The sequence below is a fragment of the Bradyrhizobium sp. USDA 4353 genome, assembly GCF_054063215.1.
The window spans coordinates 2954371-2979350 of sequence record NZ_JBSSGB010000001.1 but is presented as its reverse complement, the minus strand read 5'-3'; the positions used below and the strand labels follow the sequence as shown (position 1 = coordinate 2979350).

18 protein-coding genes are annotated in these 24980 nt (G+C 66.3%); 12 read left to right on the top strand and 6 right to left on the bottom strand.

The features are described 5' to 3' along the window. Window positions 1–95: 95 nt before the first annotated feature. Complete coding sequence (locus ACVILH_RS13190; protein ID WP_456713271.1) at window positions 96–1268, bottom strand: isovaleryl-CoA dehydrogenase; 1173 nt, start codon at window positions 1266–1268, stop codon at window positions 96–98. Between the two features lie 226 nt (window positions 1269–1494). On the opposite strand from ACVILH_RS13190, the gene ACVILH_RS13185 reads away from it, so the two are divergent. From ACVILH_RS13185 to ACVILH_RS13145, 9 genes are all read left to right on the top strand, one after another. Continuing rightward, complete coding sequence (locus ACVILH_RS13185; RefSeq protein WP_456713270.1) at window positions 1495–2790, top strand: cytochrome P450; 1296 nt, start codon at window positions 1495–1497, stop codon at window positions 2788–2790. Between the two features lie 342 nt (window positions 2791–3132). Further along, entirely contained in the window at window positions 3133–4404 is a 1272-nt protein-coding gene (locus ACVILH_RS13180) for a cytochrome P450 (protein ID WP_456713269.1), read from the top strand. 557 nt (window positions 4405–4961) lie between these two features. Next, on the top strand, window positions 4962–5507 hold the full coding sequence (locus ACVILH_RS13175; protein ID WP_456713268.1) for a phosphonopyruvate decarboxylase: 546 nt from the start codon (window positions 4962–4964) through the stop codon (window positions 5505–5507). Beyond that, window positions 5507–6088, top strand: coding sequence for a thiamine pyrophosphate-dependent enzyme (locus ACVILH_RS13170; RefSeq protein ID WP_456713267.1), 582 nt, complete (start codon window positions 5507–5509; stop codon window positions 6086–6088). Before ACVILH_RS13175 ends, ACVILH_RS13170 begins: the two co-directional genes overlap by 1 nt. Window positions 6089–6246: 158 nt before the next feature. Next, window positions 6247–7413, top strand: coding sequence for an acyl-CoA dehydrogenase family protein (locus ACVILH_RS13165; protein WP_456713266.1), 1167 nt, complete (start codon window positions 6247–6249; stop codon window positions 7411–7413). A gap of 9 nt (window positions 7414–7422) precedes the next feature. Beyond that, window positions 7423–8535, top strand: a complete 1113-nt coding sequence (locus ACVILH_RS13160; RefSeq protein WP_456713265.1) for a CaiB/BaiF CoA transferase family protein — start codon at window positions 7423–7425, stop codon at window positions 8533–8535. 2 nt (window positions 8536–8537) lie between these two features. Then, window positions 8538–9386, top strand: coding sequence for an FAS1-like dehydratase domain-containing protein (locus tag ACVILH_RS13155; protein ID WP_456716966.1), 849 nt, complete (start codon window positions 8538–8540; stop codon window positions 9384–9386). A gap of 99 nt (window positions 9387–9485) precedes the next feature. Further along, window positions 9486–11108, top strand: a complete 1623-nt coding sequence (gene mdlC / locus ACVILH_RS13150) for a benzoylformate decarboxylase (RefSeq protein WP_456713264.1) — start codon at window positions 9486–9488, stop codon at window positions 11106–11108. 329 nt (window positions 11109–11437) lie between these two features. Continuing rightward, window positions 11438–13165: a hypothetical protein gene (locus ACVILH_RS13145; RefSeq protein WP_456713263.1), complete on the top strand. Its 1728-nt coding sequence runs from the start codon at window positions 11438–11440 to the stop codon at window positions 13163–13165. Window positions 13166–14304: 1139 nt separating this feature from the next. Here the strand turns inward: ACVILH_RS13145 and ACVILH_RS13140 are convergent. The 4 genes from ACVILH_RS13140 to trhA all read right to left on the bottom strand — a co-directional run bounded on the left by ACVILH_RS13140 (window position 14305) and on the right by trhA (window position 18685). Then, complete coding sequence (locus ACVILH_RS13140) at window positions 14305–15978, bottom strand: outer membrane beta-barrel protein (RefSeq protein WP_456713262.1); 1674 nt, start codon at window positions 15976–15978, stop codon at window positions 14305–14307. 724 nt (window positions 15979–16702) lie between these two features. Beyond that, the gene (locus tag ACVILH_RS13135) at window positions 16703–16981 is read right to left on the bottom strand and encodes a hypothetical protein (RefSeq protein ID WP_456713261.1); all 279 of its coding nucleotides are present in this window, start codon (window positions 16979–16981) and stop codon (window positions 16703–16705) included. A gap of 189 nt (window positions 16982–17170) precedes the next feature. Next, window positions 17171–17965, bottom strand: a complete 795-nt coding sequence (locus ACVILH_RS13130; RefSeq protein ID WP_456713260.1) for an SDR family oxidoreductase — start codon at window positions 17963–17965, stop codon at window positions 17171–17173. 24 nt (window positions 17966–17989) lie between these two features. Further along, complete coding sequence (trhA, locus tag ACVILH_RS13125; protein ID WP_456713259.1) at window positions 17990–18685, bottom strand: PAQR family membrane homeostasis protein TrhA; 696 nt, start codon at window positions 18683–18685, stop codon at window positions 17990–17992. A gap of 208 nt (window positions 18686–18893) precedes the next feature. On the opposite strand from trhA, the gene ACVILH_RS13120 reads away from it, so the two are divergent. Both ACVILH_RS13120 and ACVILH_RS13115 read left to right on the top strand, forming a co-directional pair. Beyond that, window positions 18894–20357 carry a YcjX family protein gene (locus tag ACVILH_RS13120; RefSeq protein ID WP_456713258.1) on the top strand — a complete coding sequence of 488 codons (1464 nt, stop codon included), beginning with the start codon at window positions 18894–18896 and terminating at the stop codon, window positions 20355–20357. Then, window positions 20354–21385, top strand: coding sequence for a YcjF family protein (locus ACVILH_RS13115; protein ID WP_456713257.1), 1032 nt, complete (start codon window positions 20354–20356; stop codon window positions 21383–21385). Before ACVILH_RS13120 ends, ACVILH_RS13115 begins: the two co-directional genes overlap by 4 nt. On the opposite strand, the gene ACVILH_RS13110 is transcribed toward ACVILH_RS13115, so the two are convergent. After that, window positions 21386–22933: a glycosyltransferase family 39 protein gene (locus ACVILH_RS13110; protein WP_456716965.1), complete on the bottom strand. Its 1548-nt coding sequence runs from the start codon at window positions 22931–22933 to the stop codon at window positions 21386–21388. A 170-nt stretch (window positions 22934–23103) separates the two neighbouring features. Between ACVILH_RS13110 and ACVILH_RS13105 the strand changes: the two genes are divergently transcribed. Next, window positions 23104–24825, top strand: a complete 1722-nt coding sequence (locus tag ACVILH_RS13105; protein WP_456713256.1) for an adenylate/guanylate cyclase domain-containing protein — start codon at window positions 23104–23106, stop codon at window positions 24823–24825. Window positions 24826–24980: the final 155 nt, after the last annotated feature.

Genomic DNA, 24980 nt, shown 5'->3' with positions numbered 1-24980 from the left:
CGGAAAAAAACACCGGCCTGGGCGGAGTCGCGCAAAATATCTGCATCCGGCCGGTGTCCGAACGTGCCGACGCGCCGTTTCAGGCAACTTGGAGCTTACGACGTCTTCTCGAACAACTCCCGGCCGATCAACATGCGCCGAATCTCGCTGGTGCCGGCGCCGATCTCGTAGAGCTTGGCGTCGCGCAGCAGCCGGCCCGTGGGATAATCGTTGATGTAGCCGTTGCCGCCGAGCAGCTGGATCGCGTCGAGCGCGCACTGCGTCGCCTTCTCCGCCGCGAACAGGATCGCGCCGGCCGCGTCCTCGCGCGTTGTCTCGCCGCGATCGCAGGCCTTGGCCACGGCGTAGACATAGGCGCGCGCGGCATTCATCGTCGTGTACATGTCGGCGACCTTGCCCTGCACGAGCTGGAAGGTGCCGATCGGCTGGCCGAACTGCTTGCGCTCATGCACGTAAGGCAGCACCGCATCCATGCAGGCCTGCATGATGCCGAGCGGACCTGCCGCGAGCACGGCCCGCTCATAGTCGAGGCCCGACATCAGCACGTTGACGCCGCGGCCGACCTGGCCCAGCACGTTCTCCTCCGGCACCTCGCAATCCTCGAACACCAGCTCGCAGGTGTCGGAGCCGCGCATGCCGAGCTTGTCGAGCTTTTGCGCGGTCGAAAATCCCTTCATGCCCTTCTCGATCAGGAAGGCGGTGATGCCGCGCGGCCCGCCTTGCGGATCGGTCTTGGCGTAGACCACCAAGGTCTCGGCGACGGGGCCGTTGGTGATCCACATCTTGTTGCCGTTGAGGACGAAGCGGTCACCCTTCTTGTCGGCGCGCGTCTTCATCGAGACGACGTCGGAGCCGGCCTGCGGCTCGGACATCGCCAGCGAGCCGACATGCTCGCCGGAGATCAGCTTAGGCAGATATTTCTGCTTCTGCGCCTCGTTGCCGTTGCGGCGAATCTGGTTGACGCAAAGGTTGGAGTGGGCGCCGTAGGACAGGCCGACGGAAGCCGAGGCGCGCGAGATCTCCTCCATCGCGATGCAGTGCTCGAGATAGCCGAGGCCGGCACCACCATACTCCTCCTCGACGGTGATGCCGTGCAGGCCGAGCTCGCCGAGCTTGGGCCAGAGGTCGCGCGGAAACTGGTTGGAGCGGTCGATCTCGGCCGCGCGCGGCGCGATCTGCTCCTGCGAGAAGCTCGCCACCGTCTCGCGGATCGCATCCGCCGTCTCGCCAAGGTCAAAGTTGAACATGCGCTGCGCGTTGGCGATCATGGTGGCGGCCTCCTGCTCGTCTTCTGCTTTGCAACAATTGCCCAAAGCCTTATTCCGTGACGTGGCGCTTGTCACGCCCCACATCCGGCCGAATGCCAACTTTGCGACACAAGACGGCAGCGTTTGTCACCCGTCAAATTCCGCGCTTGCCCATCGCTCCCGGGCAGGATGTAATCGCGCCAAATATTGCCGGACACGTCAAGAAGCCGGCCTGAGGGAGACGTCCATGCACGGGACCGCCAAGCCGGCCGAAGCACATCGCCACGACGCCGCAGCCACCCGAGAGATCGACGAAGCAGCCCGGCGCGCTGCCACGCTGCCGCTGGCCGAATTCGATCCCGGCAATCCCGAGCTGTTCCGGACCGAAACGCATTGGCCCTATTTCGACCGGCTGCGCCGCGAGGACCCGGTGCACTACTGTAAGGACTCGATGTTCGGTCCCTATTGGTCGATCACCCGCTACGACGACATCATGGAGATCGAGACCAACCACGCGGTGTTCTCGTCGGCCTCGGCGCTCGGCGGCATCACTATCCGCGACGTGCCGCCCGACCTGCGCCGCGAGAGCTTCATCGCCATGGACCCGCCGCGGCATGCCGCCCAGCGCAAGACCGTGGCGCCGATGTTCACGCCGACGCATCTCGACGAGCTCGCCATCAACATTCGCAAGCGCTCCGCCGAATGCCTCGACAACCTGCCGGTCGGTGAGGTGTTCGACTGGGTCGACCGCGTGTCGATCGAGCTGACCACGCAGATGCTGGCCGTGCTGTTCGACTTCCCCTGGGAGGACCGCCGCAAGCTGACGCGCTGGTCCGACATCGCGACCACGCTGCCCGGCCCCGGGGGTCTGGTCGCGACCGAGGACGAGCGGCAGGCCGAGCTGATGGACTGCGCGCGCTACTTCGCCCGGCTCCGGCAGGAGCGGCAGGGCCAGCCGCCAAAGAGCGACCTGCTGTCGATGATGGCGCATAGCGAGGCCACGCGCGACATGGACCCGAAGAACTTCCTCGGCAATCTCGTGCTGCTGATCGTCGGCGGCAACGATACGACGCGCAACACCATGTCTGGCAGCATCTACGCGCTGAGCCAGCACCCCGATCAATATCGCAAGCTCAAGGACAACCCGGCGCTGCTCGATAGCTTCGTGCCCGAGGTGATCCGCTGGCAGACCCCGCTCGCGCATATGCGCCGCACGGCGCTTGATAACATCGAGTTCCGCGGCAAGCAGATCAAAAAGGGCGACAAGGTCGTGATGTGGTACGTCTCCGGCAACCGCGACGACAGCGCGATCGAGCGTCCCTACGACTTCATCATCGACCGCGCCCGCCCGCGGACCCATCTCTCCTTCGGCTTCGGCATCCACCGCTGCGTCGGCCTGCGTCTCGCGGAGTTGCAGCTCAAGATCATCTGGGAGGAAATCCTGAAGCGCTTCGATCATATCGACGTGACGGACGAGCCCAAGCGCGTCTATTCCAGCTTCGTGAAGGGATATGAGACGTTGCCGGTGAAGATTGCGGCGTAGGTTGTATTTGAGGAAACGAATCAACTGCGGAATTCGGGTGCGCCACGAACGGTCTGAATGGATGAGCACGCTTTTCTCATTCGCCACTCTGCACGCTGCGCGATACAGTGCCCTCTCCCCTTGCGGGAGAGGGCATCTCCGGCCCTTCCGCGCACGCGGTCGGGTGAGGGGTATCTCTCGGCGGACGACACTCGTGGAGACATACCCCTCACCCGACCGAGCTTGCTGAGCTTTCCCACATGCCCTCTCCCGCAAGGGGAGAGGGCGCATTCATTCGCACCGTACAAGGTGCTCATATTCATCTCGTTTGTTGAGCGACCTTTCACCAAGAAGGACCACCCCATGACCGCCCAGGCCGCGCTTCGTTCCGACCATGCCGATCTGCTGCGCGAGGCGCGGCTGGAGGCGTATTCGACTCCGATCGAGGACTTTCATCCGGGCGCGCCGCGGCTGTTCCAGAACGACACGCTGTGGCCGTGGTTCGAGCGGCTGCGCAAGGAGGCGCCGGTGCATTACTGCACCAAGGCGCCGATCGAGCCGTATTGGTCGGTGACGCGCTATCACGACATCATGCATGTCGACACCAGTCATGCGATCTTCTCCTCCGATGTCAGCAATGGCGGCATCATGATCCGCGACGTGCCGCCCGGCTATGAATGGCCGAGCTTCATCGCGATGGACGAGCCCCGCCATGGCGAGCAGCGCAAGACGGTGCAGCCGATGTTCACGCCGGAGCATCTCGACGAGATGGCGGTGCTGATCCGGCAGCGCTCGGCCAAGGTGCTGGACTCGCTGCCGCGCAACGAGACCTTCAACTGGGTCGAGAAGGTGTCGATCGAGCTGACGACGCAGATGCTGGCGACCCTGTTCGACTTTCCATTCGAGGAGCGGCGCAAGCTGACGCGCTGGTCGGATGTCTCCACGGCGCTACCCAAGAGCGGCATCGTGTCTTCGGAAGAAGAACGCCGGCGCGAGCTCGCCGACTGCGCCGAGACCTTCGGCCGGATGTGGAAGGAGCGCCAGGCCAATCCCGGCCGCGACCTGATCTCGATGATGGCGCATAGCGAGGCGACGCGGCACATGACGCCGGACAATCTGATGGGCAATCTGATTCTGCTCATCGTCGGCGGCAACGACACCACGCGCAACACCATGACCGCCTCGGTGCTGGCGCTGAACGAAAACCCGGCCGAGTACCAGAAGCTGCGCGACAATCCGGCGCTGATCGAGACCATGGTGCCCGAGGTGATCCGCTGGCAGACGCCGCTCGCGCATATGAGGCGCACGGCGCTGGTCGATACTGAATTGGGCGGCCAGAAGATCAGGAAGGGCGACCGCGTCGTGATGTGGTACGTCTCGGGCAACCGCGACGGCGAGGTGATCGAGAATCCCGACGCCTTCATCATCGACCGTGTCAGGCCGCGCATCCACCTCTCCTTCGGCTTCGGCATCCACCGCTGCGTCGGCATGCGGCTGGCCGAGTTGCAGCTGCGCATCGTCTGGCAGGAGATTCTCAAGCGCTTCGACCGCATCGAGGTCGTCGGCGAGCCGAAGCGCGTCTATTCCAGCTTCGTCCGCGGCTATGAGAGCCTGCCGGTGCGGATCCCGGGGTGAACGAAGGGCGAGGCTCGTGGCCTCATGGTTCGAGACGGCGCTACGCGCCTCCTCACCATGAGGGTCGAAAGCCGAGGCGGCACTGCACACCGGACCATGAACACGCAAGCGAGCTGATGCCGGGTGCATGTAGAGATGAGAGAAATAGCGGCGCGGCGATGTCGGTGCGCTCCCTCTCCCCGTTCTTCACGGGGAGAGGGTTGGGGTGAGGGGCGGCCACGAGCACCAGACGTGCGGAGAGTCCCCCTCACCCGGATTGCATCTGCGATGCAATCCGGCCTCTCCCCGCACGCGGGGAGAGGCTGGCAGCAAGCGTCGCGCTCGACTGTCCGACTCATGAAAAACCGCCGCGTGTTCATGGAGAACTTTCAGAGTTACGCCTATTCCGGGCGCCCGCCTTGGTGAGGAGCCGCGCAGCGGCGTCTCGAACCATGAGGCGCCGCCACTGCGTATAAGAATCCGGCATGGCAGGGTGAACCAAATTCAATGGGCCCCGCTGGCCTTTTCCGGGCTAAATCATTCGCTGCACCGTCGGTGCTCATTTTCCGCAGGACGCCATGGCCGCTTCCGACACGCCGACGACAGCACACGACTGGCCGCTCGCCATCTACCAGGCGTTGAAGGCGGCCGATGTCCGGCAGCTGTGCTACGTGCCCGACGCCGGCCACTCCCGCCTGATCCGCCTTACGCATGACGATCCCGCGATTGCCACCACCGTCCTGACCACCGAGGAGGAAGGCGTCGCGCTGTCGGCCGGCGCCTGGCTCGGCGGCCAGCGCGCGGTGCTGCTGATGCAGTCGAGCGGCGTCGGCAATTGCGTCAACATGCTGTCGCTGCTGGCGAGCTGCCGGTTCCCGTTCCTGACCTTCGTGACGATGCGCGGCGAGTGGGCCGAGTTCAATCCGTGGCAGGTGCCGATGGGCAGGGCGACGCAGGCCGCGTTCGAGATCATGGGCGTCACCGTGTTCCGGCTGGAGCGCCCCGAGGAGGCCGGCGAGATGGCGGCCGCAGCCGCAAGGCTCGCCTTCGACAGCGATCAGCCGATCGCGGTGCTGATCTCCCAGCGCATGATCGGCGCCAAGAAGTGGACGGAGGACAAGTGATGAGTACAGCGCTCGACCGTCGCGCGGCAGTGGCGGCGCTGCTGCAAGATCGCGGCGATCTCCTGGTCGTCAGCGGCCTCGGCTCGTCGTCCTACGATGTGTTTGCCGCCGGCGATCACGACGCGAATTTCTATCTCTGGGGCGCGATGGGCGGCGCGGTCATGATCGGCCTCGGGCTCGCGCTGGCGCAGCCCTCGCGCCAGGTCGCCGTCATCACCGGCGACGGCGAGCAGCTGATGGGGCTTGGCAGTCTCGCGACATCAGCGGCGAAAAAGCCGAACAACCTGTCGGTCGTCGTGCTCGACAATGCGCATTTCGGCGAAACGGGAATGCAGATGAGCCATTCCGGCCTCGGCGCCAATCTCGAGTTGATCGCCACCGGTGCCGGCTTCCCCTCGGTGAGCACGATCGCCGATCATGCCGCGCTCGACGCCTTCCGGCCGAAGCTGCACGATCGTGCCGGTCCGCATTTCGCCCGCGTCGTCATCTCCACCGATCACGTGGACCGGGCCTTGCCGCCGCGCGACGGCGTGTTCCTGAAGAACCGCTTTCGCAGCCATCTCGGCTATCCCGTCAGCTAAAGCATGGATGCGCCCTTCATCCCCATACCGCGGCCTGGACGCCCGGCTGCAACGCTGGCATGCCAAGCTTGCCAAGCGCCGCACGCTTCGTCATAGGCTATCACTAACAAACCCAGGGAGACCGCAGGCCGTGTGACAGCAGCCTGGGGAACAACGACATGACAGACCAGCATCAGCACGACGACTATGCCGACATCCGCGACGCGGTGGCCAAGCTCTGCGCCCAGTTCCCCGGCGAATATTGGCGCAAGCTTGATCGCGAGATGGCCTATCCCTCCGCCTTCGTCGATGCGCTGACCCAGGCCGGCTATCTCTCGGTGCTGATCCCCGAGGAATATGGCGGCGCCGGCCTCAAGCTATCGGCGGCGGCGGCGATCCTGGAAGAGATTCAGCGCGCCGGCGGCAATGGCGGCGGCTGCCACGCCCAGATGTACACGATGGGCACGGTGCTGCGGCACGGCTCGACCGAGCAGAAGGCGAAGTGGCTGCCAAAAATCGCGAGCGGCGAGTTGCGGCTGCAGGCGTTCGGCGTCACCGAGCCGACCTCGGGCACCGACACCACCTCGTTGAAGACCGTCGCGAAACGCGACGGCGACAGCTACGTCGTCAACGGCCAGAAGATCTGGACCAGCCGCGCCGAATATTCCGATTTGATGCTGCTGCTCGCGCGCACCACGCCGAAGGACCAGGTGCAGAAGCGCACCGATGGTCTGTCCGTGTTTCTGGTCGACATGCGCGAGGCCAAGAAGGCCGGGCTCACGATCCGCCCGATCCGGACGATGATGAACCATGCCACGACAGAAGTGTTCTTCACCGACATGCGCGTGCCCGCCGAGAACCTGATCGGCGAGGAAGGCAAGGGTTTCCGCTACATCCTCTCCGGCATGAATGCCGAGCGCATCCTGATCGCCGCCGAATGCGTCGGTGACGCCAAATGGTTCATCGCCAAGGCGACCAACTACGCCAAGGAGCGCGTGGTGTTCGGCCGCCCGATCGGCCAGAATCAAGGCATCCAGTTCCCGATCGCGAAGGCCTATGCGTCGATGCGCGCCGCCGAGCTGATGGTCAAGGAAGCCACCCGCAAATACGAGGCCGGGCAGGATTGCGGCGCCGAGGCCAACATGGCCAAGATGCTCGCAGCCGACGCCTCATTCGAGGCGGCCAATGCCTGCATCCAGACCCATGGCGGCTTCGGCTTCGCCGAGGAATACGACGTCGAGCGCAAGTTCCGCGAGACCCGGCTGTATCAGGTCGCGCCGATCTCGACCAACCTGATCCTCTCCTACGTCGCCGAGCACGTGCTCGGCATGCCCAGGTCGTATTGAGGTCTGTCGATGCTTCCGCTTGAAGGGATCACCGTCGTCGCCGTCGAGCAGGCGGTAGCTGCGCCGTTCTGTTCGTCGCGCCTGGCGGATGCCGGCGCTCACGTCATCAAGATCGAACGGCCCGAGGGCGATTTCGCCCGCGGCTATGACGCCGCCGCGAAGGGACAGAGCAGCTATTTCGTCTGGCTCAATCGCGGCAAGGATTCACGAATCGTCGATCTGTCCAAGCCCGAGGGCTGCGCCGAGCTGGAGACACTCATCGCCGGCGCCGACGTGCTGTTGCAGAATCTCAAGCCCGGCTCGATGGACAAACTCGGCTTCGCGCGCGAGCGGCTGCGCAAGGACTATCCGAAGCTGATTCTCTGCACCATCACCGGCTATGGCGACACCGGCCCCTATGCCGACCGCAAGGCCTATGATCTGCTCATCCAGGCCGAGAGCGGGCTCGCCTCGATCACCGGCGGCCCCGAGGGCCCGTCGCGCGTCGGCATGTCCATCGTCGACGTCGCCACCGGCGCGACCGCACATGCGGCGATCCTGGAGGCGCTGATCAAGCGTGGCCGCACCGGCGAGGGTGCCGACATCCGCATCTCGATGTTCGACGTGATGGCCGACTGGCTCACGGTGCCCCTGCTCAACGCGGAAGCAGGCAATGCGCCGAAGCGCATCGGCCTCGCCCATCCCTCGATCGCGCCCTATGGCGTGTTCACCTCGAAGGACGGCAAGGACATCCTGATCTCGATCCAGAGCGAGCGCGAGTGGAAGACCTTGTGCGCCAAGGTGCTGGAGCAGCCGGCCCTGCCCGACGATCCGCGCTTCGCCAACATGGTCGAGCGCGTCCGCAACCGCGCTTTGACCGACACAATCGTCGCCGAGCGCTTCGCCGCGCTGTCGCGCGACGAGCTGCTGGCGAAGCTCGCAAGCGCCGACATTGCGTTTGCCGAGGTCAACAGCATGGCGGATCTCGCAACGCATCCGCATCTGCGGCGCATCGAGGTGAACACGCCGAACGGCGTCGTCTCCTATCCGGCGCCGGCGGCGATCGTGGTCGGCGATGATAGATCATATGGCGCCGTACCCGCGATCGGCGAAGCGGCATCACGCCACCCGAAAAAGGGATGATCATGACGGACACGCTCGATCTCGATCATCTCAAGCAATGGGCCGGCCGCAGCGCTGAGGCCACCGACATCGTCACCGCGCAGCTCACCAAGGGGCTGCGCGCGACCCTGTTCCAGGAGATCGGCGAGCCCGTAACCGGTGATGTCGCGCCGTACACGGTGCATTGGTGCCTGGGCCAGCCGGTGTTTCCGCATGATCAGCTCGGCCCCGACGGCCACCCCACCCGCGGCGGCTTCCTGCCGCCGGTGCCGTTGCCGCGCCGGATGTGGGCCGGCGGCGAGGTGCAGTTCATCGATCCCCTGCGCGTCGGTGACCTCGCCACGCGCGTCTCGACCATCACCGACGTCACGTTGAAGAGCGGCTCGACCGGCCAGCTCTGCTTCGTCGCCGTCGAGCATGTCGTGTCGACGCCGCGCGGTGTCGCGATCCGCGAGCGCCAGGACATCGTCTATCGCGGCATGGGCGGCGCACCGGCCGCCTCACCCAAGGCACCACCGCCTCCGCCGGTCGCACAGCACAGCGAGAGCCACGTCTCGGACCCGGTGCTGCTGTTTCGTTACTCCGCGCTGACCTTCAACGGCCACCGCATCCATTACGACCGCGACTACGTCACCAAGGTCGAAGGCTATCCCGGCCTCGTCTTCCACGGACCGCTGCAAGCCGCGCTCCTGGTCGAGTTCGCCGCCAGGCTCAAGGGCAAGCCGCCGGCGAAATTCGCCTATCGCGGCGTGCAGCCGCTGTTCGAGGGCAGCGAGTTCTCGGTCAACGCCTCCGACAAGGACGGCGGCCTGGAGCTGTGGACCGCCAACGCCGAGCGCCAGCCGACGATGAAGGGCACCGCGACGTGGTGATATAGTCTATCGTCATTGCGAGCGAAGCGATGCAATCCAGGGGTCCGCGACGTCTCTGGATTGCTTCGCTTGCGACGACGAAAATCGAAGGAAACGCCTGTGGCCAAGACAACGAAAACAACAACCAAGCCCGTCACCGTCAAGCAGGCCACCTTCGAGCTGCTGCGCGCCTTCGGCATCAAAAAGGTCTTCGGCAATCCCGGCTCGACCGAACTGCCGTTCCTCAGCGACTGGCCCGACGACATCGACTACGTGCTCGGCCTGCAGGAGGCGAGCGTGGTCGGCATGGCCGACGGCTATGCGCAGGCGACGCGCAATGCCGGCTTCGTCAACCTGCATTCGGCCGCCGGCGTCGGCAATGCGCTGGGGAATATCTACACCGCGCATCGCAACCAGACGCCGCTCGTCATCACCGCCGGCCAGCAGGCGCGCTCGATCCTGCCGCTGCAGGCGTTCCTCTACGCCGAGCGCCCGAGCGAATTCCCGCGGCCTTACGTCAAATACAGCGTCGAGCCGGCGCGGCCCGAGGACGTCCCGGCCGCGATCGCGCGCGCCTACTACACCGCGATGCAGCCGCCTTGCGGCCCGACCTTCGTCTCGATCCCGATCGACGACTGGATGCATCCGGCGCAACCGATCTCAGCGCGCAAGGTGAGCCGCGAGCTCGGCCCCGATCGAGCCGCGATGGAGGAACTTGTCGCAGCGCTGACGGCTGCGAAAAATCCCGCCCTCGTCGTCGGCCCCGGCATCGATCGCGCGGCTTGCGTGGATCTGATAGTTCAGGTCGCTGAGAAGACCAAGGCCAGCGTTTGGGTGAGCCCGTTCTCCGCGCGCTGCTCGTTTCCCGAGCGCCATCCGCAATTCCAAGGCTTTCTGCACGCCTCCCCCGGTCAGTTGTCGGACGCATTGAAGCCGCACGACCTCGTCGTCGTCATCGGCGCGCCGGTCTTCACCTTCCATGTCGAGGGTCACGCCGCGATCTTCGACGGCGCCACCACGCTCTATCAGATCACCGACGATGCCGACGGCGCGGCCGTGCCGCCGATCGGCACCAGCATCATCGCGACGATGCGCCCCGCGCTGTCGCTGCTGCTCGAGCTGCTGCCGGACACGAAGCGCGCCGCGCCGAAGGGCCGCGTGCTGCCGGAGGCGCCGCAGCCCGCGGATCCCATTCCCGTCGACTATCTCCTGCACACGCTGTCGCAGGCCCTCCCCGCCGGCGCAGCGCTGGTCGAAGAGATCCCCTCGCACCGCCCGGTCATGTACAAGCACATGCCGATGCCGGGCGCCGACTCGTTCTACACGATGTCGAGCGGCGGCCTCGGCTTCAGCCTGCCGGCCGCGGTGGGCATGGCGCTCGGACGACCGAAGGATCGCACCGTCTGCCTGATCGGCGACGGCTCGGCGATGTACTCGCTGCAGGCGTTGTGGACGGCGGCGCAGCGCAAGCTGCCGGTCACGGTCGTCGTCATCAACAATTCCGGCTACGGCGCGATGCGCTCGTTCAGCCAGGTCATGCAGGTGCGCAACGTGCCGGGCCTAGAATTGCCCGGCCTCGATTTCGTCAAGCTCGCCGAGGGGATGGGCTGCGATGCCGTGCGCGTGAGCCGCGCCGCCGATCTGGCGGACGCGCTCGCGCGCAGCCTCAGCCATGCCGGCACCAGCCTCGTCGAGGTGATGGTCGATTCCGCGGTGCCGCTGCTCTACGCGCAGAAGGGCTGAGATCGCGTTCGCTCAACGGACGCGTTGTCAATCTCGCATCATGCGATAATACGTCGCACCTGCAATGACGCAGGCGGGGCCTGCCGCACTATGCTCACGCCCCCGCCGCATCGGTGCAACCGCCGGTTTCAGCCGCAAGCGCTTGTTTCGAAAGCTTTCTGCTCCCCTGCGCCATCGCGGCGCAGCCGCTCCGCCGCAAACATCGCGAAATCCTGCCGTCAGGTTGCAAGCGGACGCCATGCTGCGTGCAAGGTCCGACCATTCTGCAAGCAAAAATCATTATCAGAAGGTTCCACCATCCAATCCAGCGTACCCATGGAGTTGAGCTGATGGCGGACAACAAGAAGCTTCAAACGACGACATCGCGAACCGACCTCTATCGCCAGGTCAGCGCGCTTGCCCTGATGTCCGCGCTTGCGGTGGCGGCCGTGCCGCATCAGGCGCATGCGCAGGCGACCATCACGACTGCGCTCGCCACCTCGGCCACCACTAATGCCGCCGCGAAGGCTGCGCAGGAAGCTGCTGCCAAGGCCGCCGCCAAGGCCGCCCAGGATGCGGCCGCCAAGGCTGCCGCCGCAGCCGCCGCGAAGGCAGCGCAGGACGCGGCTGCCAAGGCTGCCGCAAAGGCCGCCGCCGATAGCGCTGCAAAGGCGGCCGCCAACGCCGCCGCGAAGGCCGCAGCCAGCGCGGCTGCCAAGGCCGCCACGACCGCCGCCACCGCCGCAGCGAGCACGGCTGCAACGGCTGCGGTGAAGACCGCAGCGACCACGGGCACCGCGACCAAGACCACCACCGTTGCCGCCGCAACGCCCACTCCGGTCGCGAAGCCGGCGGCGGCCACCGCGGCCGCTGCCACTACCACGGGTGTCGCCAAGACTGCGGCTGCGACCGCCACGAGCACGGCGACCGCTGCAGCCAAGCCGGCTGCCAAGACGACCACCGTCGCCGTTGCGAAGGCCGCCGCGGCGCCGGCTGCCGCCACGGCAACCCCGGCCAAGGCTGCCGCTGCCGCCAACAACGACGCCGTCGCCAAGGCCAATGCGGCCGCAGCCGCTGCGGCCCAGACCGCTGCCGCCGCCGAGGCGCAGGTCGCCGCCGACCGCAAGGCGATCGACGCCGCGCGCCAGGCCGAGCAGAACGCCAAGGGCGCCGCGATCGAAGCCCAGGAGCAGTCCGAGAAGAACCCGACCGCCGCCAACAAGGCCGCCGCCACCGCGGCTGCCGCCAAGCTCACCACCGCCTCGGCCGCGCTGCAGGCCGCCTTCCAGAAGCTCGACAAGGACATCGACGTGTCCAACGAGGCCAAGGAAGCCGCCAACGCCGCCAAGGACACCGCGCGCGAGACGGCGGAAGCCGCCGCGAAGGCGGGTCAGGCCGCAGGCAATGCCGGCAACGCCAACAACGGCGGCGGCGCGGCCGCCGGCAATGGCGGCAACGCCAACAATGGCGGCGGCGCAGCGGCCGGCAACGGCAACAACAACAATAACAAGAACCAGCAGGCCAATGAAGCCGCCGAGCAGGCTGCCCTGCAGGCGGCGCTGAAGACCGGCGAGCAGGCCCGCGCCGTCGCCCAGCAGAAGACGCAAGCCGCCAACGCCGCGGCAGCGGCGAACCAGAAGACGGTCGAGGCCGCGCTGAACCAGAAGATCGGCGCACTGGATGCGGCGGTCGAAGCGGCCGAGCAGAAGGTCAATGCCGACCGTCAGGCGCTGGAGAAGGCGCGCCAGGCGGCGCAGCAGGCCACGCAGGACGCCCAGGAGGCGGCCGAGCAGGTCGAACGCGCCAATACGGCCGCCAACCAGGCCGCGCTGGCCGCGGCCCAGGCCAAGGCGCAGACCACCGCCAACGCCTTCAACGCCGCCAACGCCACCTTGAACGCCGACAATCAGGCGCTCACCCAGGCCCGCGACTCCGGCGAGCAGCAGGAGCAGGCGCTGCGTGCCGCCGCCCAGCAGCAGATCCAGGCCGGCTATACGGCGGCCCAGCAGGCCACCCAGGCCGCCTGGGCCGAGGCGCAGAAGATCGGCAACGCGGCGCTCGCCGCGCTCGAGCAGTAAGGCCCCGGCGCTCCGCGCCGCGCTCCGGTTTGCTCACCTGGGGGACGGCGCGGGCCCGACAATGACAACAAGGCCAGCACCAGCCGCATGCCGACCGGCCGGGGATCACGGATCAGACGACGGGACTTGACCTCACCCCGCCGCCGGACCCGCCCCCGGCCCCCCATCCGCCGGACATGCATCGCCTCGAGCCCCGCCCCCTGCGGGGCTCTTTTTTGTTTGCGCGGCCTTCACCACAAGGACGGTGCGCCCCCTCTCCCCGTTCTTCACGGGGAGAGGGCTGGGGTGAGGGGCAGCCGCACGGGCGCTGCTACTTCTCTGCTACGAACTTATTCTGCAAGCTCCGCGCGCTGATCGAGGCCCAGCTTCAATGCTCACCATCCGATGTGGAGGCGTTGTGCCCGTCCGACGGACCGAGCACGGAGCTCGGTACCCGCCATGCCCCTCACCCGGATTGCTGCGCAATCCGACCTCTCCCCGCAAAAAGCGGGGAGAGGTTTGCAGCGCCTGTGCCGGCCAGGATTTTGAGATCAACTAATATCCCGAAGCTCATTAGACCACGCCCTGCCGCAACGACGGTGCGCCCCCTCTCCCCGTTCTTCACGGGGAGAGGGGCGGGGTGAGGGGCAGCCGCGCGGGCGGTGCCGCTTCTGTGTCACGAACTGATTGTGCCAGCTTCGTGCGATGATTGAAGGGGAACTCGAATGATTGCTATTCGACGCGGCGCCGTTTGCCCGTCCGACGGACCGGACTCGGAGGTCCGTATCTGCCATGCCCCTCACCCGGATTGCTGCGCAATCCGACCTCTCCCCGCAAAGAGCGGGGAGAGGTTTGCAGCGCCCGCGTCGGCCGAGATCGTTCGATCAACTAATATCCCGGCGCTCAATAGACCACGAGCCCCTGCCGCAAGGACGGTGCGCCCCCTCTCCCCGTTCTTCACGGGGCCGCGACGAGCTTCGCTCGCGCTGAGAGGGTCGGGGTGAGGGGCAGCCACACGGGCGGAGCTACTTCGCTGCTACGAACTCATTCTGCAAGCTCCGCGAGACGATCGAGAGCACGCACTCGATGCGACGAGCGTCGATCGCATCGAAAGGATTGCGGTCAGGAGCAGCCACCGCCCGCGCCGCTTCCGCCCCGGCTCAATATTGAAACCGCACGCCGACGAGGCCGACCACGGCCATGAAATTGTTGAGCGGCACGTTGGAGCGGGTCCATTCGGTGCGCAGCTCGCTTTTGAGCTGGACGTTGCGGTTCAGCTTGTAGAGGCCGCCGGCGGCGACGAACATGCGCTGGTCGACGCGGCCGATGCCGACGAACTGATCCTGGCCGTAGCCGCCGCGCAGCGTGCCGATCAGCCAGGGCTCGAACTGATGATCCATCTGCAGGATCACGTCGCGCGACAGAATGCCGGAGACGTTCATCGCCGGCGTCTCCGACGCCTGCGAGCGCGCCACCAGCACGAAGGTCGTCGCCTCGGTCGCAGCCCAGGCCAAGGTCGCATCCGCGATGACGCCGTTGATGTTCGGCATCATCGGCGAGTCCATCCGCCGCGTCAGATAGCCGACCGAGGCCTCGCCGGTCACCGATCCCATGTTGACGACGGCGCCGGCGCGCCCGGCGATGCCGGTGGAGTCGCGGCGCTGGCCGTTGAAGTCGACCTGCAGATCATGGTTGCGGCGGTCGAAGCTCATGTCGATGAAGGACGAGATGTTCGGCGTCAGCACATAGGTGACGCGCAGCTGCGCGCCCGGCTGGGTGTAGTTGCGGTCCTGCGTCCGCAGCGGCACGTTGGCGGTGATCATCGCGTCGTTGAACACGACGCGATCGGCCGATCCCTTGAACGCGATCTCGGTCGGACCGATCTTCTGCAGCACGCCGGCGCTGCCGCCGAAGGTGGTGGCGCGCGGCAGCTTGAGCGCACCGGGCAGCGCCAGCGCATCGTTGACGAAGCGCGCCTCGCCGGTGAGCGCTGTCCCTTCGGTGACATCATAGCGCCCTTGCGCCCGCGCCTCGAAGGTCGGATGGCTGAGCGAGCGGACATTGGTGTCCTCGGTATAGGCGCCGCGGACATCCGCATTGAGCTGATGCCGCTCCCATTGCGAGCGCACCGAGACCTCCGTGGCGACGATCGCGACGGGTGATCCGGGCCCGCCATTGCGCCGCGTCGGATTGGTGTCATAGCCGGCCTGGATTTCGACCGCCGGCTTCACCAGGAACGATCCAACCGTGACACCGGTCGGCTCATAGGGCTTCGCATCCGGCGCCACCGGCTGCGGCTTCACGGTGTCGAGATTGCGCTCGGGCAGGACGTCGCGATTGCGCAGCACGGCGGCGGGCTGCGCCGCAGCCACGGTCGGCTCGGGTGCGGCCGGCGGCGTTGCCGCGATTGGCTTCGGGGCGACCTGCGATGCCGCTGTGGCCCGGCTCACCGGCTGCGCGACGGCGAGTGCCGCGCCGCGGGCGGGCTGAAACGTCGCGGGGCCGAAGGCGAAGCTGCCGCCCGGTGTCCCCTTGCCCGGCGCCGCCAAGGACGGCGCACCGGCCTCGCGCACAGGGCGCAGCAGCGCGCTGATGCCGCGCGGGTCCTGCCGCATCATCAGGATCCGGCTGTCGGTCGCGATTCGCGGGACGTTGTAGTAGATGCTGCGCGCAGTGATATGGCGGAAGAACAGGCGATCGGCACGCCCGGGCACGACGTCCATCGGCTTCGCCTTGATGGTCTGCTGTGCAGAGGCCGGGTCGGCCACCATGACCGCCAGCAGCAGCACCTCGACGAGCGCGAGCGTGACCCCGCGCTGGGTTCGCGTCACCATGAGCCGCTTCGTCCGTACCGCGAACGCGCCGGTCTTGTGAGGTGAATGAGCTTGCAAGGCAAAGCCGGATTCGAGAGCACGCAATCAACTGGGGCGGAGGCGCTGCCGCGACGACACGCTGCGCATCCGCGCGACGGCTTCCCCGCCTTGGAAATAACCGGCAAAGGTCGGCGGAAGTTTTGCCGAGCTGGGGAAGTTTCAGGCGAGAATGAGAAGCCGTCGCAACTCGCGGTCATGAAGGAGAGCGAACGAAGGGACGCATCCACGATGACACGACTAATGAGTCGGCAGCGATCAATCAGACGTCAACCCCGTTCGCTCAACGGCGAAGGTCAGCGAAATCCCGTCAAAAATGGGCTCCGACCATGGCCGTGACACGGCTACCATGCAGCGCAACTGCATGCGCCCCGTTGCACGACGGGCAGATGATGCAGACCGGCCATCCCGCAATTGCCCGTCGTGTTGAAATGACGCAGCAGGAGCTCTTGTCACGTCGGGCAAATCAGGACGATTGTTCCGCGCATCCTGTCTCACTCGAAGGGGCGTTGCGCGCGATCGTCACGACACGCGAGGCGGGGATGCGATGGCCGCGAGAGCTCGCAGCGCCTCCTGACGGAGGTGCGGACGAACGACGCTGTTGCGGACGTGAAGTCGCGTGGTCCTGACGCCCCGACGCTGGCGTCAAGGTCGTGACGATGCTGACGTGTCTCACGACCGACGGTGGCTACAAGCCGGACACCGAGGAGAGCGCGATATAAGCGTTAAGACCGTCGCGCAGGGAATGCCGGGTCGATCCGGCTGCACCTGTGGTACCTGCCGCCTGCATTTTTTTCCGCAGGCGGGCCAATTTCTCAAAAGATTTGGGTGAGGCCATCACCCGGCATTCCCTGCGCCCTTCGAACTTCGGAGGGACAAGTTCGATGCACAACTCGGGCGTCAAGCGCCGCGGGGATGCGAAATCATGTTCAGCTGTTTGATCAATTCGGCTGTCGATGACATGCACACGATCTCTCCCCATCGTCATCCCGGCGAAAGCCGGGATCCATACGCCGCGGCGGACGTGTCGGGCGAGATGGTCGACGCGCGTGCCTCAAACCACTCCCTGGGGTTATGGGTCCCGGCGTTCGCCGGGACGACGGCGGAGGATGTCGACGCAGTTCGGTCTTGCGATCTGCTGAAAAAAGCCTGCGCCCTACTTCCCGAACTCCTCGCGCATCCTGGCCTGGATCTTCGCCATGCCGCCGAGCCAGCGGTCGTAGTTCTCGGTCTTCTTGCGCATGTAGCCGAGCACCTGGGGATGCGGCAGGATCAGGAAGCTTTCCTCGGCGAGACCTTTGATCACGTCCTGCGCGACCTGCTCCGGCGACAGGTCGCCATCGCCGGATTGCGGGCCCTTGGGGATCGAGCGCAGCATGTCGGTGTCGACGCCCTGCGGGCACAGGATCGAGACCTTGATGTTGTCGGCCTTGTGCGAGATCGCGAGGTTCTCGGCAAATCCCACTGCGGCGTGCTTGGTCGTCGAATACGGCGCGCTGCCGACCTGCGACAAAAGGCCCGCCGCCGAGATCGTGTTCAGGAAATATCCGCCGCCGCGCGCCTTGTAGCGCGGGATCAGATGCCGCGCCGCCCAGACATGGGCCATGACGTGGATCGCCCAGCTGCGCGCCCATGGCTCGTCCGAGGTGCCGCCGACATTCACCGAGAGCGGATCGAAGCCGCCGCCGATGCCGGCGTTGGAGCAGAACAGCGCGATCGGCCCGAACTGCCGTTCGGTCTCGTCGATGACGCGGCTGATGTCGGCTTCCTGGGAGACGTCGCATGTGAACGCCGCGCCGCCGATGCTCTCAGCGACGGCCTTGGCGCCGGCCCCGTCGAGATCGGCCACGATCACCTTGGCCGCACCGGCGCCCGCGAAAGCCTCGCACAGCGCCTTGCCGATGCCGCGGGCTCCGCCGGTGACCACGACAATCTTTCCGGTCACCTGCATGCAAAGCCCTCCCTGCGGAATTTCTTATGTCAGAACCAGATCGAGCACCGCGGTATAATGGAAGCCGGCGCCCAGCAACACGAAACCATGCCAGATCGCGTTCTGGAAGCGCAAGCGCCGCCAGGAATGGAAGATCACGCCGAGGCTGTAGAGGATGCCGCCGGTGAGCACGCAGGCCAACACCGAGGTCGGCATCAGCGTGATCACCCGGTCGTACATCATGATGCCGCTCCAGCCGAGCGCGAGATACAGCCCGATCGAGAGCGCATCGAAGCGGCCAGGCCAGCGCAGCTTCAGCACGATGCCGAAGATGGCGACACCCCAGACGCCGAGCAGCAGCACCGACGAGAACAGCGTGTCCTTCAATGCGGCGATGAACGGCGTATAGGTCGCCGCGATCAGCACGTAGATGGCGGAGTGATCGAACCGGCGCAGCACCCATTTGGTCGGCGACACCGGCCAGAGATTGTAGGTGGCCGACAGGGTCAGCATCGACAGCAGGCCCGCGACATAGATCGACACCACGACGATGTCGACGGCGCTGGCGTAGATCGAGGTCAGCACCACGAGCACGGTCGCGGCCACCAGGCCGGCGGCGATGCCGACGATATGCACGACGCCGTCGGCGATGATCTCGACCTTGTCGTAATTCCACCGCATCGCCCCGGTGGCGGCGTGGACGGAGGTCGATGCGAACTGCTTCAGTTGAAATACGGTCATCTCAGAACCTGGCGCTGGGCTGGTCGGCACAACTGGCCACAAAGGACAATTGTGCCGCAATGATTATGGTTTCCAGTGGTCAACGTTCCGTTCAAGGTCTGGTTCTATCCGGAAACGGTGCGGAAATGTGAGCTTGAATCCCTCCTTTTGCGTCGCCACCTGTCAAAAATCGCTCACGCCCTTTTCAACTGGCGAATCCCCTCCTCCCATGGTGTCCTTTTCTGAACTCGTCGAGGAAGCGCGGCTCTCGGCCCGCGCTTTGCTCGATTATGGCGAGAGCTTCCTGAACCCGACCTTACGGCTCGGCGTCACCGGGCTGTCACGGGCCGGCAAGACCGTGTTCATCACCGCGCTGATCCACGACCTCGTTCGCGGCGGACGCATGCCGGTGTTCGAGGCGCTGGCCTCGGGCCGCATCGCAAAGGCGTATCTCGCGCCGCAACCGGACGACGGCGTGCCGCGCTTCGCCTATGAGAGCCATGTGAAAGCGCTGGTCGCTGACCGCCGCTGGCCGAGCTCGACGGTCGACATCAGCGAGCTTCGTTTGGTGATCGAATTCCAGCGCGGCAATGGCGCCGAGCGCACGCTCACCCTCGACATCGTCGACTATCCCGGCGAATGGCTGCTCGACCTGCCGCTGCTCACCAAGAGCTATGAGCAGTGGGCGAGCGAAAGCCTCGCGCTGTCGCGCAGCGAGCCGCGGGCGCATGTCGCCAAGGCCTGGCACGCGCATCTCGCGACGTTGTCGGCCGAGGGCCGCGAGGACGAGCCGGCGACGCTCGAGGCGACCCGGCTGTTCACCGACTACCTGCGCGCCTGCCGCGACGAGCGCTTTGCGATGAGCCTGCTGCCGCCCGGACGTTTCCTGATGCCGGGCAATCTCGCAGGCTCGCCGGCGCTCACCTTCGCGCCGCTCGACGTGCCGGCCGACGGCAGCGCCCCGAGTGGCTCGCTCTGGGCGATGATGGCGCGGCGCTATGAGTCCTACAAGGATATCGTCGTCAGGCCGTTCTTCCGCGATCATTTCGCCCGGCTCGATCGCCAGATCGTGCTGGTGGATGCGCTCGCCGCGTTCAATGCCGGTCCCGAGGCGCTGCATGATCTCGAGGCGGCGTTGACCGGCATTCTCGACTGCTTCCGCGTCGGCCGCGGCAATCTGCTGACGGCGCTGTTTCGGCCGCGCATCGACCGCATCCTGTTCGCGGCCACCAAGGCCGACCATCTCCACCACACCAGCCACGACCGGCTGGAGGCAGTGCTGCGCCGCGCGGTCAACCGCGCGGTCGCCCGCGCCGAGAGCACCGGCGCCGTCATCGATGTGGTCGCGCTCGCGGCGGTGCGCGCGACCCGCGAAGCGCTGGTCGCGCGCGGCCGCGACAAGCTGCCGTCGCTGCTCGGCACGCCGGCCGCCGGCGAGAGCGCCAATGGCGAGATCTTCGACGGCAACACCGAGGTCGCGACGTTTCCGGGGGAACTGCCGGCCGATGCGGAGGAGTTGTTCAAGGGCGGCGCCTATCGCGGCCTGTCCAGCGCGAGCGCCGACGGCACCGATTTCCGTTTCCTGCGCTTCCGGCCGCCACTGCTGGCTCCGGAGGCTGGCGGCGATCCGGCTCTGCCCCATATCCGCATGGACCGCGCCCTTCAGTTCCTGATCGGAGACCGGCTGCAATGAGCGATCGCGCCAAGCCTCGTCGTCCCCAGACCTTCCGGTTGGACGATCCCGATGTCGTCGTGGTCGATATCGAGGACGCGGCCCGGCCGGGCCGGGCCACCATCCAGATCACCCCCGAGGCCGATCCTGCCCTGTTGCCGGTGCCGGTCGAGACCGTGCTGCCGGCGCAGCGCGGCTTTCCCTGGGGCGGCTTGTTCTGGGGATCGGTCGGCGGCCTCGTGCTGCTCGGCCTGGGCCTCGGCGTCACCCGGTTGATCGAGGATCTGTTCGCGCGCAGCGAGGCGCTTGGCTATGTCGGTTCAGGTTTTGCTGCGGCAGCAGCAATCGCCTTGGCCGCCGTGATCGGCCGCGAGACCTATGGGCTGGTGCGGCTCGCCACCATCGAGAAGCTGCATCAGCGCGCGGCCGCGGTGTTGCTGTCCGACGATCGCGCCGAGAGCCGCGAGGTAATCGCCGAGCTGCTGCGGATCGCGCATGCCAATCCCCGGCTGGCGAGGCCGCGCGCCGCGCTCGCCGGCCATGCCGACGACATCATCGACGGCGCCGACATGATCAAGCTTGCCGAGCGCGAGCTGATGGCGCCGCTCGATGTGGAGGCCCGGCGGCTGGTCTCGGTTGCGGCACAGCGTGTGTCGGTGGTCACGGCGGTCAGCCCGCGCGCGCTGATCGACGTGCTGTTCGTCTTCGTCGCCTCACTGCGGATGATCCGACAATTGGCGCGGCTGTATGGCGGACGACCCGGCGCGCTCGGCATGATCAGTCTCTTGCGCCACGTCGTCGCGCATCTCGCCATCACCGGCGGCATGGCCGCGAGCGACAGTCTGATCCAGCAGGTGCTGGGTCACGGCATCGCGGCCAAGCTGTCGCAACGGCTCGGCGAAGGGGTGCTCAACGGCCTGCTGACCGCGCGGCTCGGCCTCGCGGCGATCGACGTCACCAGGCCGATGCCGTTCGCGGCGTTGCCGCGCCCGGCGCTCGCCGATCTCGCCAAGGATCTGCTGCGCAAGCAGGAAGACGAGGACAAATGATCAGGCGCGTGGCGTCGCATCGAGATCGCCGGCGAGCCAGCGCCATTGATACAGCGGCGAGTCCGGCGGCGGCGACAGCTCCGGCGTCCAACCCGTCAGCTTGCCCAGCGCGTAGCTATCCATGACGCGGCCGCGCCAGCTCCGCTCCACCGTGCCAAGCGGCTCGCGGCGCGCGGTTGTGCCGGCAAGCAGCAGGCCGGTGTTGTCCGGCTCGCGCACGACATAGAGGCCCGGATGTCCCGCGATCAGATCCATGCCGGGATCACGAAAGCCCATGAAGCGGGCGCGCTCGTTGATCTGGACCACCGGCACGCGGCCGCGGAAGAACCAGCGCATCATCGCATAGGTGCGATAGTCCGACGTCGCGATCCAGCTGGCGCCGTTTTTTTCCAGCTCCTGCTCGACCCGCGCCGCCACCTGCTGATAGCCCGCCTCGGCCCCGATCGGATCGGTTCGGCCCAGGAAATTCCAGGGCGCCGCGACGTAATAGAGGAAGATCAGCACGACCATGGCAATGCCGCTGACGACCGCGATGCGCGCCCAGCGCATGGTCGAGCGGATGAACCAGGCCGGCGCGCCATCCTCTTGCAGCTTGACGATGTTGATCGCGACGGCCGCGAACCCGATCGGCCACATGAACATCGGCCAGGTGTCGCCGATGCGAAGCGTGAGAGACTTGCGCAGGAAGTAGAGGAACGGCACCAGCACCGCGGTCGACAACAGGATCGCCACGGGCTCACGGCTGCGATAGCCGCGCCAGGCCGTCAGCGCGAGCGCCGTGAGCGTGACCGGGAACAGGACGAAGCCGACCTGTCCGAACTGCAGCCCGATATAGTCGCCGAGCGTCGCCCAGGAGAAATCATGCGGCGCGGTGGCGCGGACGAACTGGAAGCGGAACGAGGCCCAGTCGTGTTGGGCGTTCCAGATCAGCACGGGCGAGAACACGATCAGCGCGATCAGCGCTCCGCACCAGGGATAAGGGCTGAGGAGCCAGCGGTTGCGCCAGGCCGGCACGAGCAGGAAGGCCGCGACCGCCGGCAGCAGCATGACGACCGTGAATTTGGACAGCAGCGCGAGCCCGCCGAACAGTCCGGCCGCGAGCCACCAGCGGCCGTCATCGCTCGCCGCCATCCGGACCAGCGCCCAGATCATCGCGAGCGCAAACGGGATCGCCGCAATATCCGGCGCGACCTTGGCCATCAGCAGACCGTAATACAACGCGGCTTCCGGCAGCAGCACGGCAAGGATCACGGCGCCGGTGTTGTGCGTCACGCGGCGAACGATGTCGGCGAGCAGGAGTTGCGTCGCGGCCATCGCGAGAATTCCGGCGAAGCGGACACCGAGATTGGTATCGCCGAACAGCGCGGTGCCGAGCCGAATGAACCAGGCGATCATCGGCGGATGGTCCAGAAAGCAGAGCTGCAGCTCCTTCGACCATGTCCAGTAATAGGCTTCGTCCGTCCGCAGATCGAGCATCCCGGCATAGACGATGCGGATGACAGTCATCGTGGCGATCACGGCCGCGGCGATCAGCCAAGCGGCGCGCATGGATTTGGCACTGTCGATGTCTGGGGAAATGGCCGGCACGCCGTGCTTTTCCTCGACTCCGCGGGGCGAGTCAACGCTTGCACGCGAAGCTCCGGGATCGCTGCGATCCGCCCCTCTAGGCCGCTCTGGAATAAATCTCTACCATCACGGTTCATGACGACACGGACTGCATGACCCGCTCGCTTTCCCACCGCCTGCAAACCACCCTTCGCGGCATCGGCCTGCGCCAGTTGCGCCTGATCTGCGGCCTCATTCTCTTCAGCTATCTGCTCAGTCATTTTCTCAACCACGCCCTTGGCAACATCTCGTTACAGGCGCTCGCCGGAGGCTTGGCCTACCATCTGGCGTTCTGGCAGTTTCCCCCGGTGGCCGTGCTGTTCTATGCCGCCGTTCTCACCCATGCCGGCCTCGGCGTGTGGGCGCTGTACCAGCGCCGGCAATTCAGCCGCAGCACGATGGAGCCGCTGCAGCTCGTGCTCGGCCTCAGCATTCCGGTGCTGATCTTCAGCCACCTCGCCGGCGTCCGTCTCGGTCAGACGCTCTACGGACACGAGAAGCTCTATCCGCAGGTTCTCTACTCCTATTGGTCCGGCCCATCCTGGCGGCTCTGGCTGATGTCGACGGCGCTGCTGACGTCATGGACGCATGGCTGCATCGGCCTGCATTTCTGGCTGCGGCTGAAGCCGTTCTACAAGCGGGCCGCACCGTGGCTGCTCGCCTGCGCGGTGCTGATTCCGGCGCTGGCCCTGCTCGGCTTCTACCGCGGCGGCCGTGACGTCATCGCCGCCGGCACGACCGCGCAATGGCGCGCCGAGAACCTGTCTCAGAAGCAGATGGGAACCCCGGCCGAGGGGGCCAAGCTCGAGACCATCATGAATGGCTTCCTGATCGGCTATCTCGGCCTGATCGGAATCGTACTCGCCGCTCGCGGCGCCCGTGCGTTGCACGAGCGACGCGGCGGCATGGTGACGCTGTCCTACAACAATGGCCGCATCATCCGGGTGCCGAAGGGTCTTTCCGTGCTGGAGGCCAGCCAGCGCAACAACGTCCCGCACGCCAGCATGTGCGGCGGACGCGCGCGCTGCTCGACCTGCCGCATCCGGGTGATCGGCGATCCGAGCCACCTGCCGGCGCCATCGCCGCGCGAGGCATTCGTGCTGGCGCAGGTCGGCACCGACGATCCGTCGATCCGGCTGGCCTGTCAGTTGCGTCCGACCGACGATCTGTCGTTCTTCCAATTGTTCATGCCGAACCTGACGCCGGGCGGGCATGGCAGCCCAGGCGCCGGGATCGGTCAGGAGCGCTATCTCGTCAGCCTGTTCGTCGATATGCGGGGATCGACGAGCCTTGCGGAGAAGCGGCTGCCGTTCGATGTCGTGTTCATCGTCAATCGCTTTCTCGCCGCGGTCTCGGCAGCCGTGCTCAGCAATGGCGGGCAGCCCAATCAGTTCGTCGGCGACGGCATGCTCGCGCTGTTCGGACTGTCGACAGATCCGCAGGTGGCCTGCCGCCAGGCGATCCGGGCCGCAGGCGACATCGCAGCCAACATCGCCGAGCTCAATCAGCTCCTGAGCCACGATCTGCATGAGCCGATCCGCTTCGGCATCGGCATTCACGGCGGCGAGGTCATCGTTGGCGAGATCGGCTATCGCGACCACATGGTGTTCACTGCGCTCGGCGATGCCGTCAACGTCGCCTCGCGGCTGCAGGACATGACGAAGGCCCTCGGCTGTCAGGTCATCATCTCCGACGATGTCTACGCGCGGGCCGGGATGAGTCCGGATATCCTGCCACTGCAGGAGGTGGAGATCCGCGGCCGCGCCGAGCCGATGCGGGTCCGCACCGCTGCGGAGCCTACCAATCTGGTGGCTGGCGGAGGCGCTGTCGCATGAAAGGTCTGATTGAACCTCTCTGCTTGCTGCGCTGTCATATCGAGAACGGTTGCGACGGGTGGGCGCGCGACGGTCAAAAGCCGCAAAGCCGCCACGATATCGATCATTTCGGGCCAGAAGCGCCCGCTGTTTGCGCTATCAAGCCTCTGGCAACC

What these genes read in the sequence shown, in the direction of transcription:
- trhA (WP_456713259.1), bottom strand. Translation starts at nt 18,685, where the DNA reads ATGACCGTATTTCAACTGAAGCAGTTCGCATCGACCTCCGTCCACGCC.
- ACVILH_RS13170 (WP_456713267.1), top strand. Translation starts at nt 5,507, where the DNA reads ATGAGTACAGCGCTCGACCGTCGCGCGGCAGTGGCGGCGCTGCTGCAA.
- ACVILH_RS13160 (WP_456713265.1), top strand. Translation starts at nt 7,423, where the DNA reads ATGCTTCCGCTTGAAGGGATCACCGTCGTCGCCGTCGAGCAGGCGGTA.
- ACVILH_RS13105 (WP_456713256.1), top strand. Translation starts at nt 23,104, where the DNA reads ATGACCCGCTCGCTTTCCCACCGCCTGCAAACCACCCTTCGCGGCATC.
- ACVILH_RS13175 (WP_456713268.1), top strand. Translation starts at nt 4,962, where the DNA reads ATGGCCGCTTCCGACACGCCGACGACAGCACACGACTGGCCGCTCGCC.
- ACVILH_RS13190 (WP_456713271.1), bottom strand. Translation starts at nt 1,268, where the DNA reads ATGATCGCCAACGCGCAGCGCATGTTCAACTTTGACCTTGGCGAGACG.
- ACVILH_RS13120 (WP_456713258.1), top strand. Translation starts at nt 18,894, where the DNA reads ATGGTGTCCTTTTCTGAACTCGTCGAGGAAGCGCGGCTCTCGGCCCGC.
- ACVILH_RS13180 (WP_456713269.1), top strand. Translation starts at nt 3,133, where the DNA reads ATGACCGCCCAGGCCGCGCTTCGTTCCGACCATGCCGATCTGCTGCGC.
- ACVILH_RS13145 (WP_456713263.1), top strand. Translation starts at nt 11,438, where the DNA reads ATGGCGGACAACAAGAAGCTTCAAACGACGACATCGCGAACCGACCTC.
- ACVILH_RS13185 (WP_456713270.1), top strand. Translation starts at nt 1,495, where the DNA reads ATGCACGGGACCGCCAAGCCGGCCGAAGCACATCGCCACGACGCCGCA.
- ACVILH_RS13155 (WP_456716966.1), top strand. Translation starts at nt 8,538, where the DNA reads ATGACGGACACGCTCGATCTCGATCATCTCAAGCAATGGGCCGGCCGC.
- ACVILH_RS13140 (WP_456713262.1), bottom strand. Translation starts at nt 15,978, where the DNA reads ATGGTGACGCGAACCCAGCGCGGGGTCACGCTCGCGCTCGTCGAGGTG.
- ACVILH_RS13115 (WP_456713257.1), top strand. Translation starts at nt 20,354, where the DNA reads ATGAGCGATCGCGCCAAGCCTCGTCGTCCCCAGACCTTCCGGTTGGAC.
- ACVILH_RS13130 (WP_456713260.1), bottom strand. Translation starts at nt 17,965, where the DNA reads ATGCAGGTGACCGGAAAGATTGTCGTGGTCACCGGCGGAGCCCGCGGC.
- ACVILH_RS13165 (WP_456713266.1), top strand. Translation starts at nt 6,247, where the DNA reads ATGACAGACCAGCATCAGCACGACGACTATGCCGACATCCGCGACGCG.
- ACVILH_RS13110 (WP_456716965.1), bottom strand. Translation starts at nt 22,933, where the DNA reads ATGCGCGCCGCTTGGCTGATCGCCGCGGCCGTGATCGCCACGATGACT.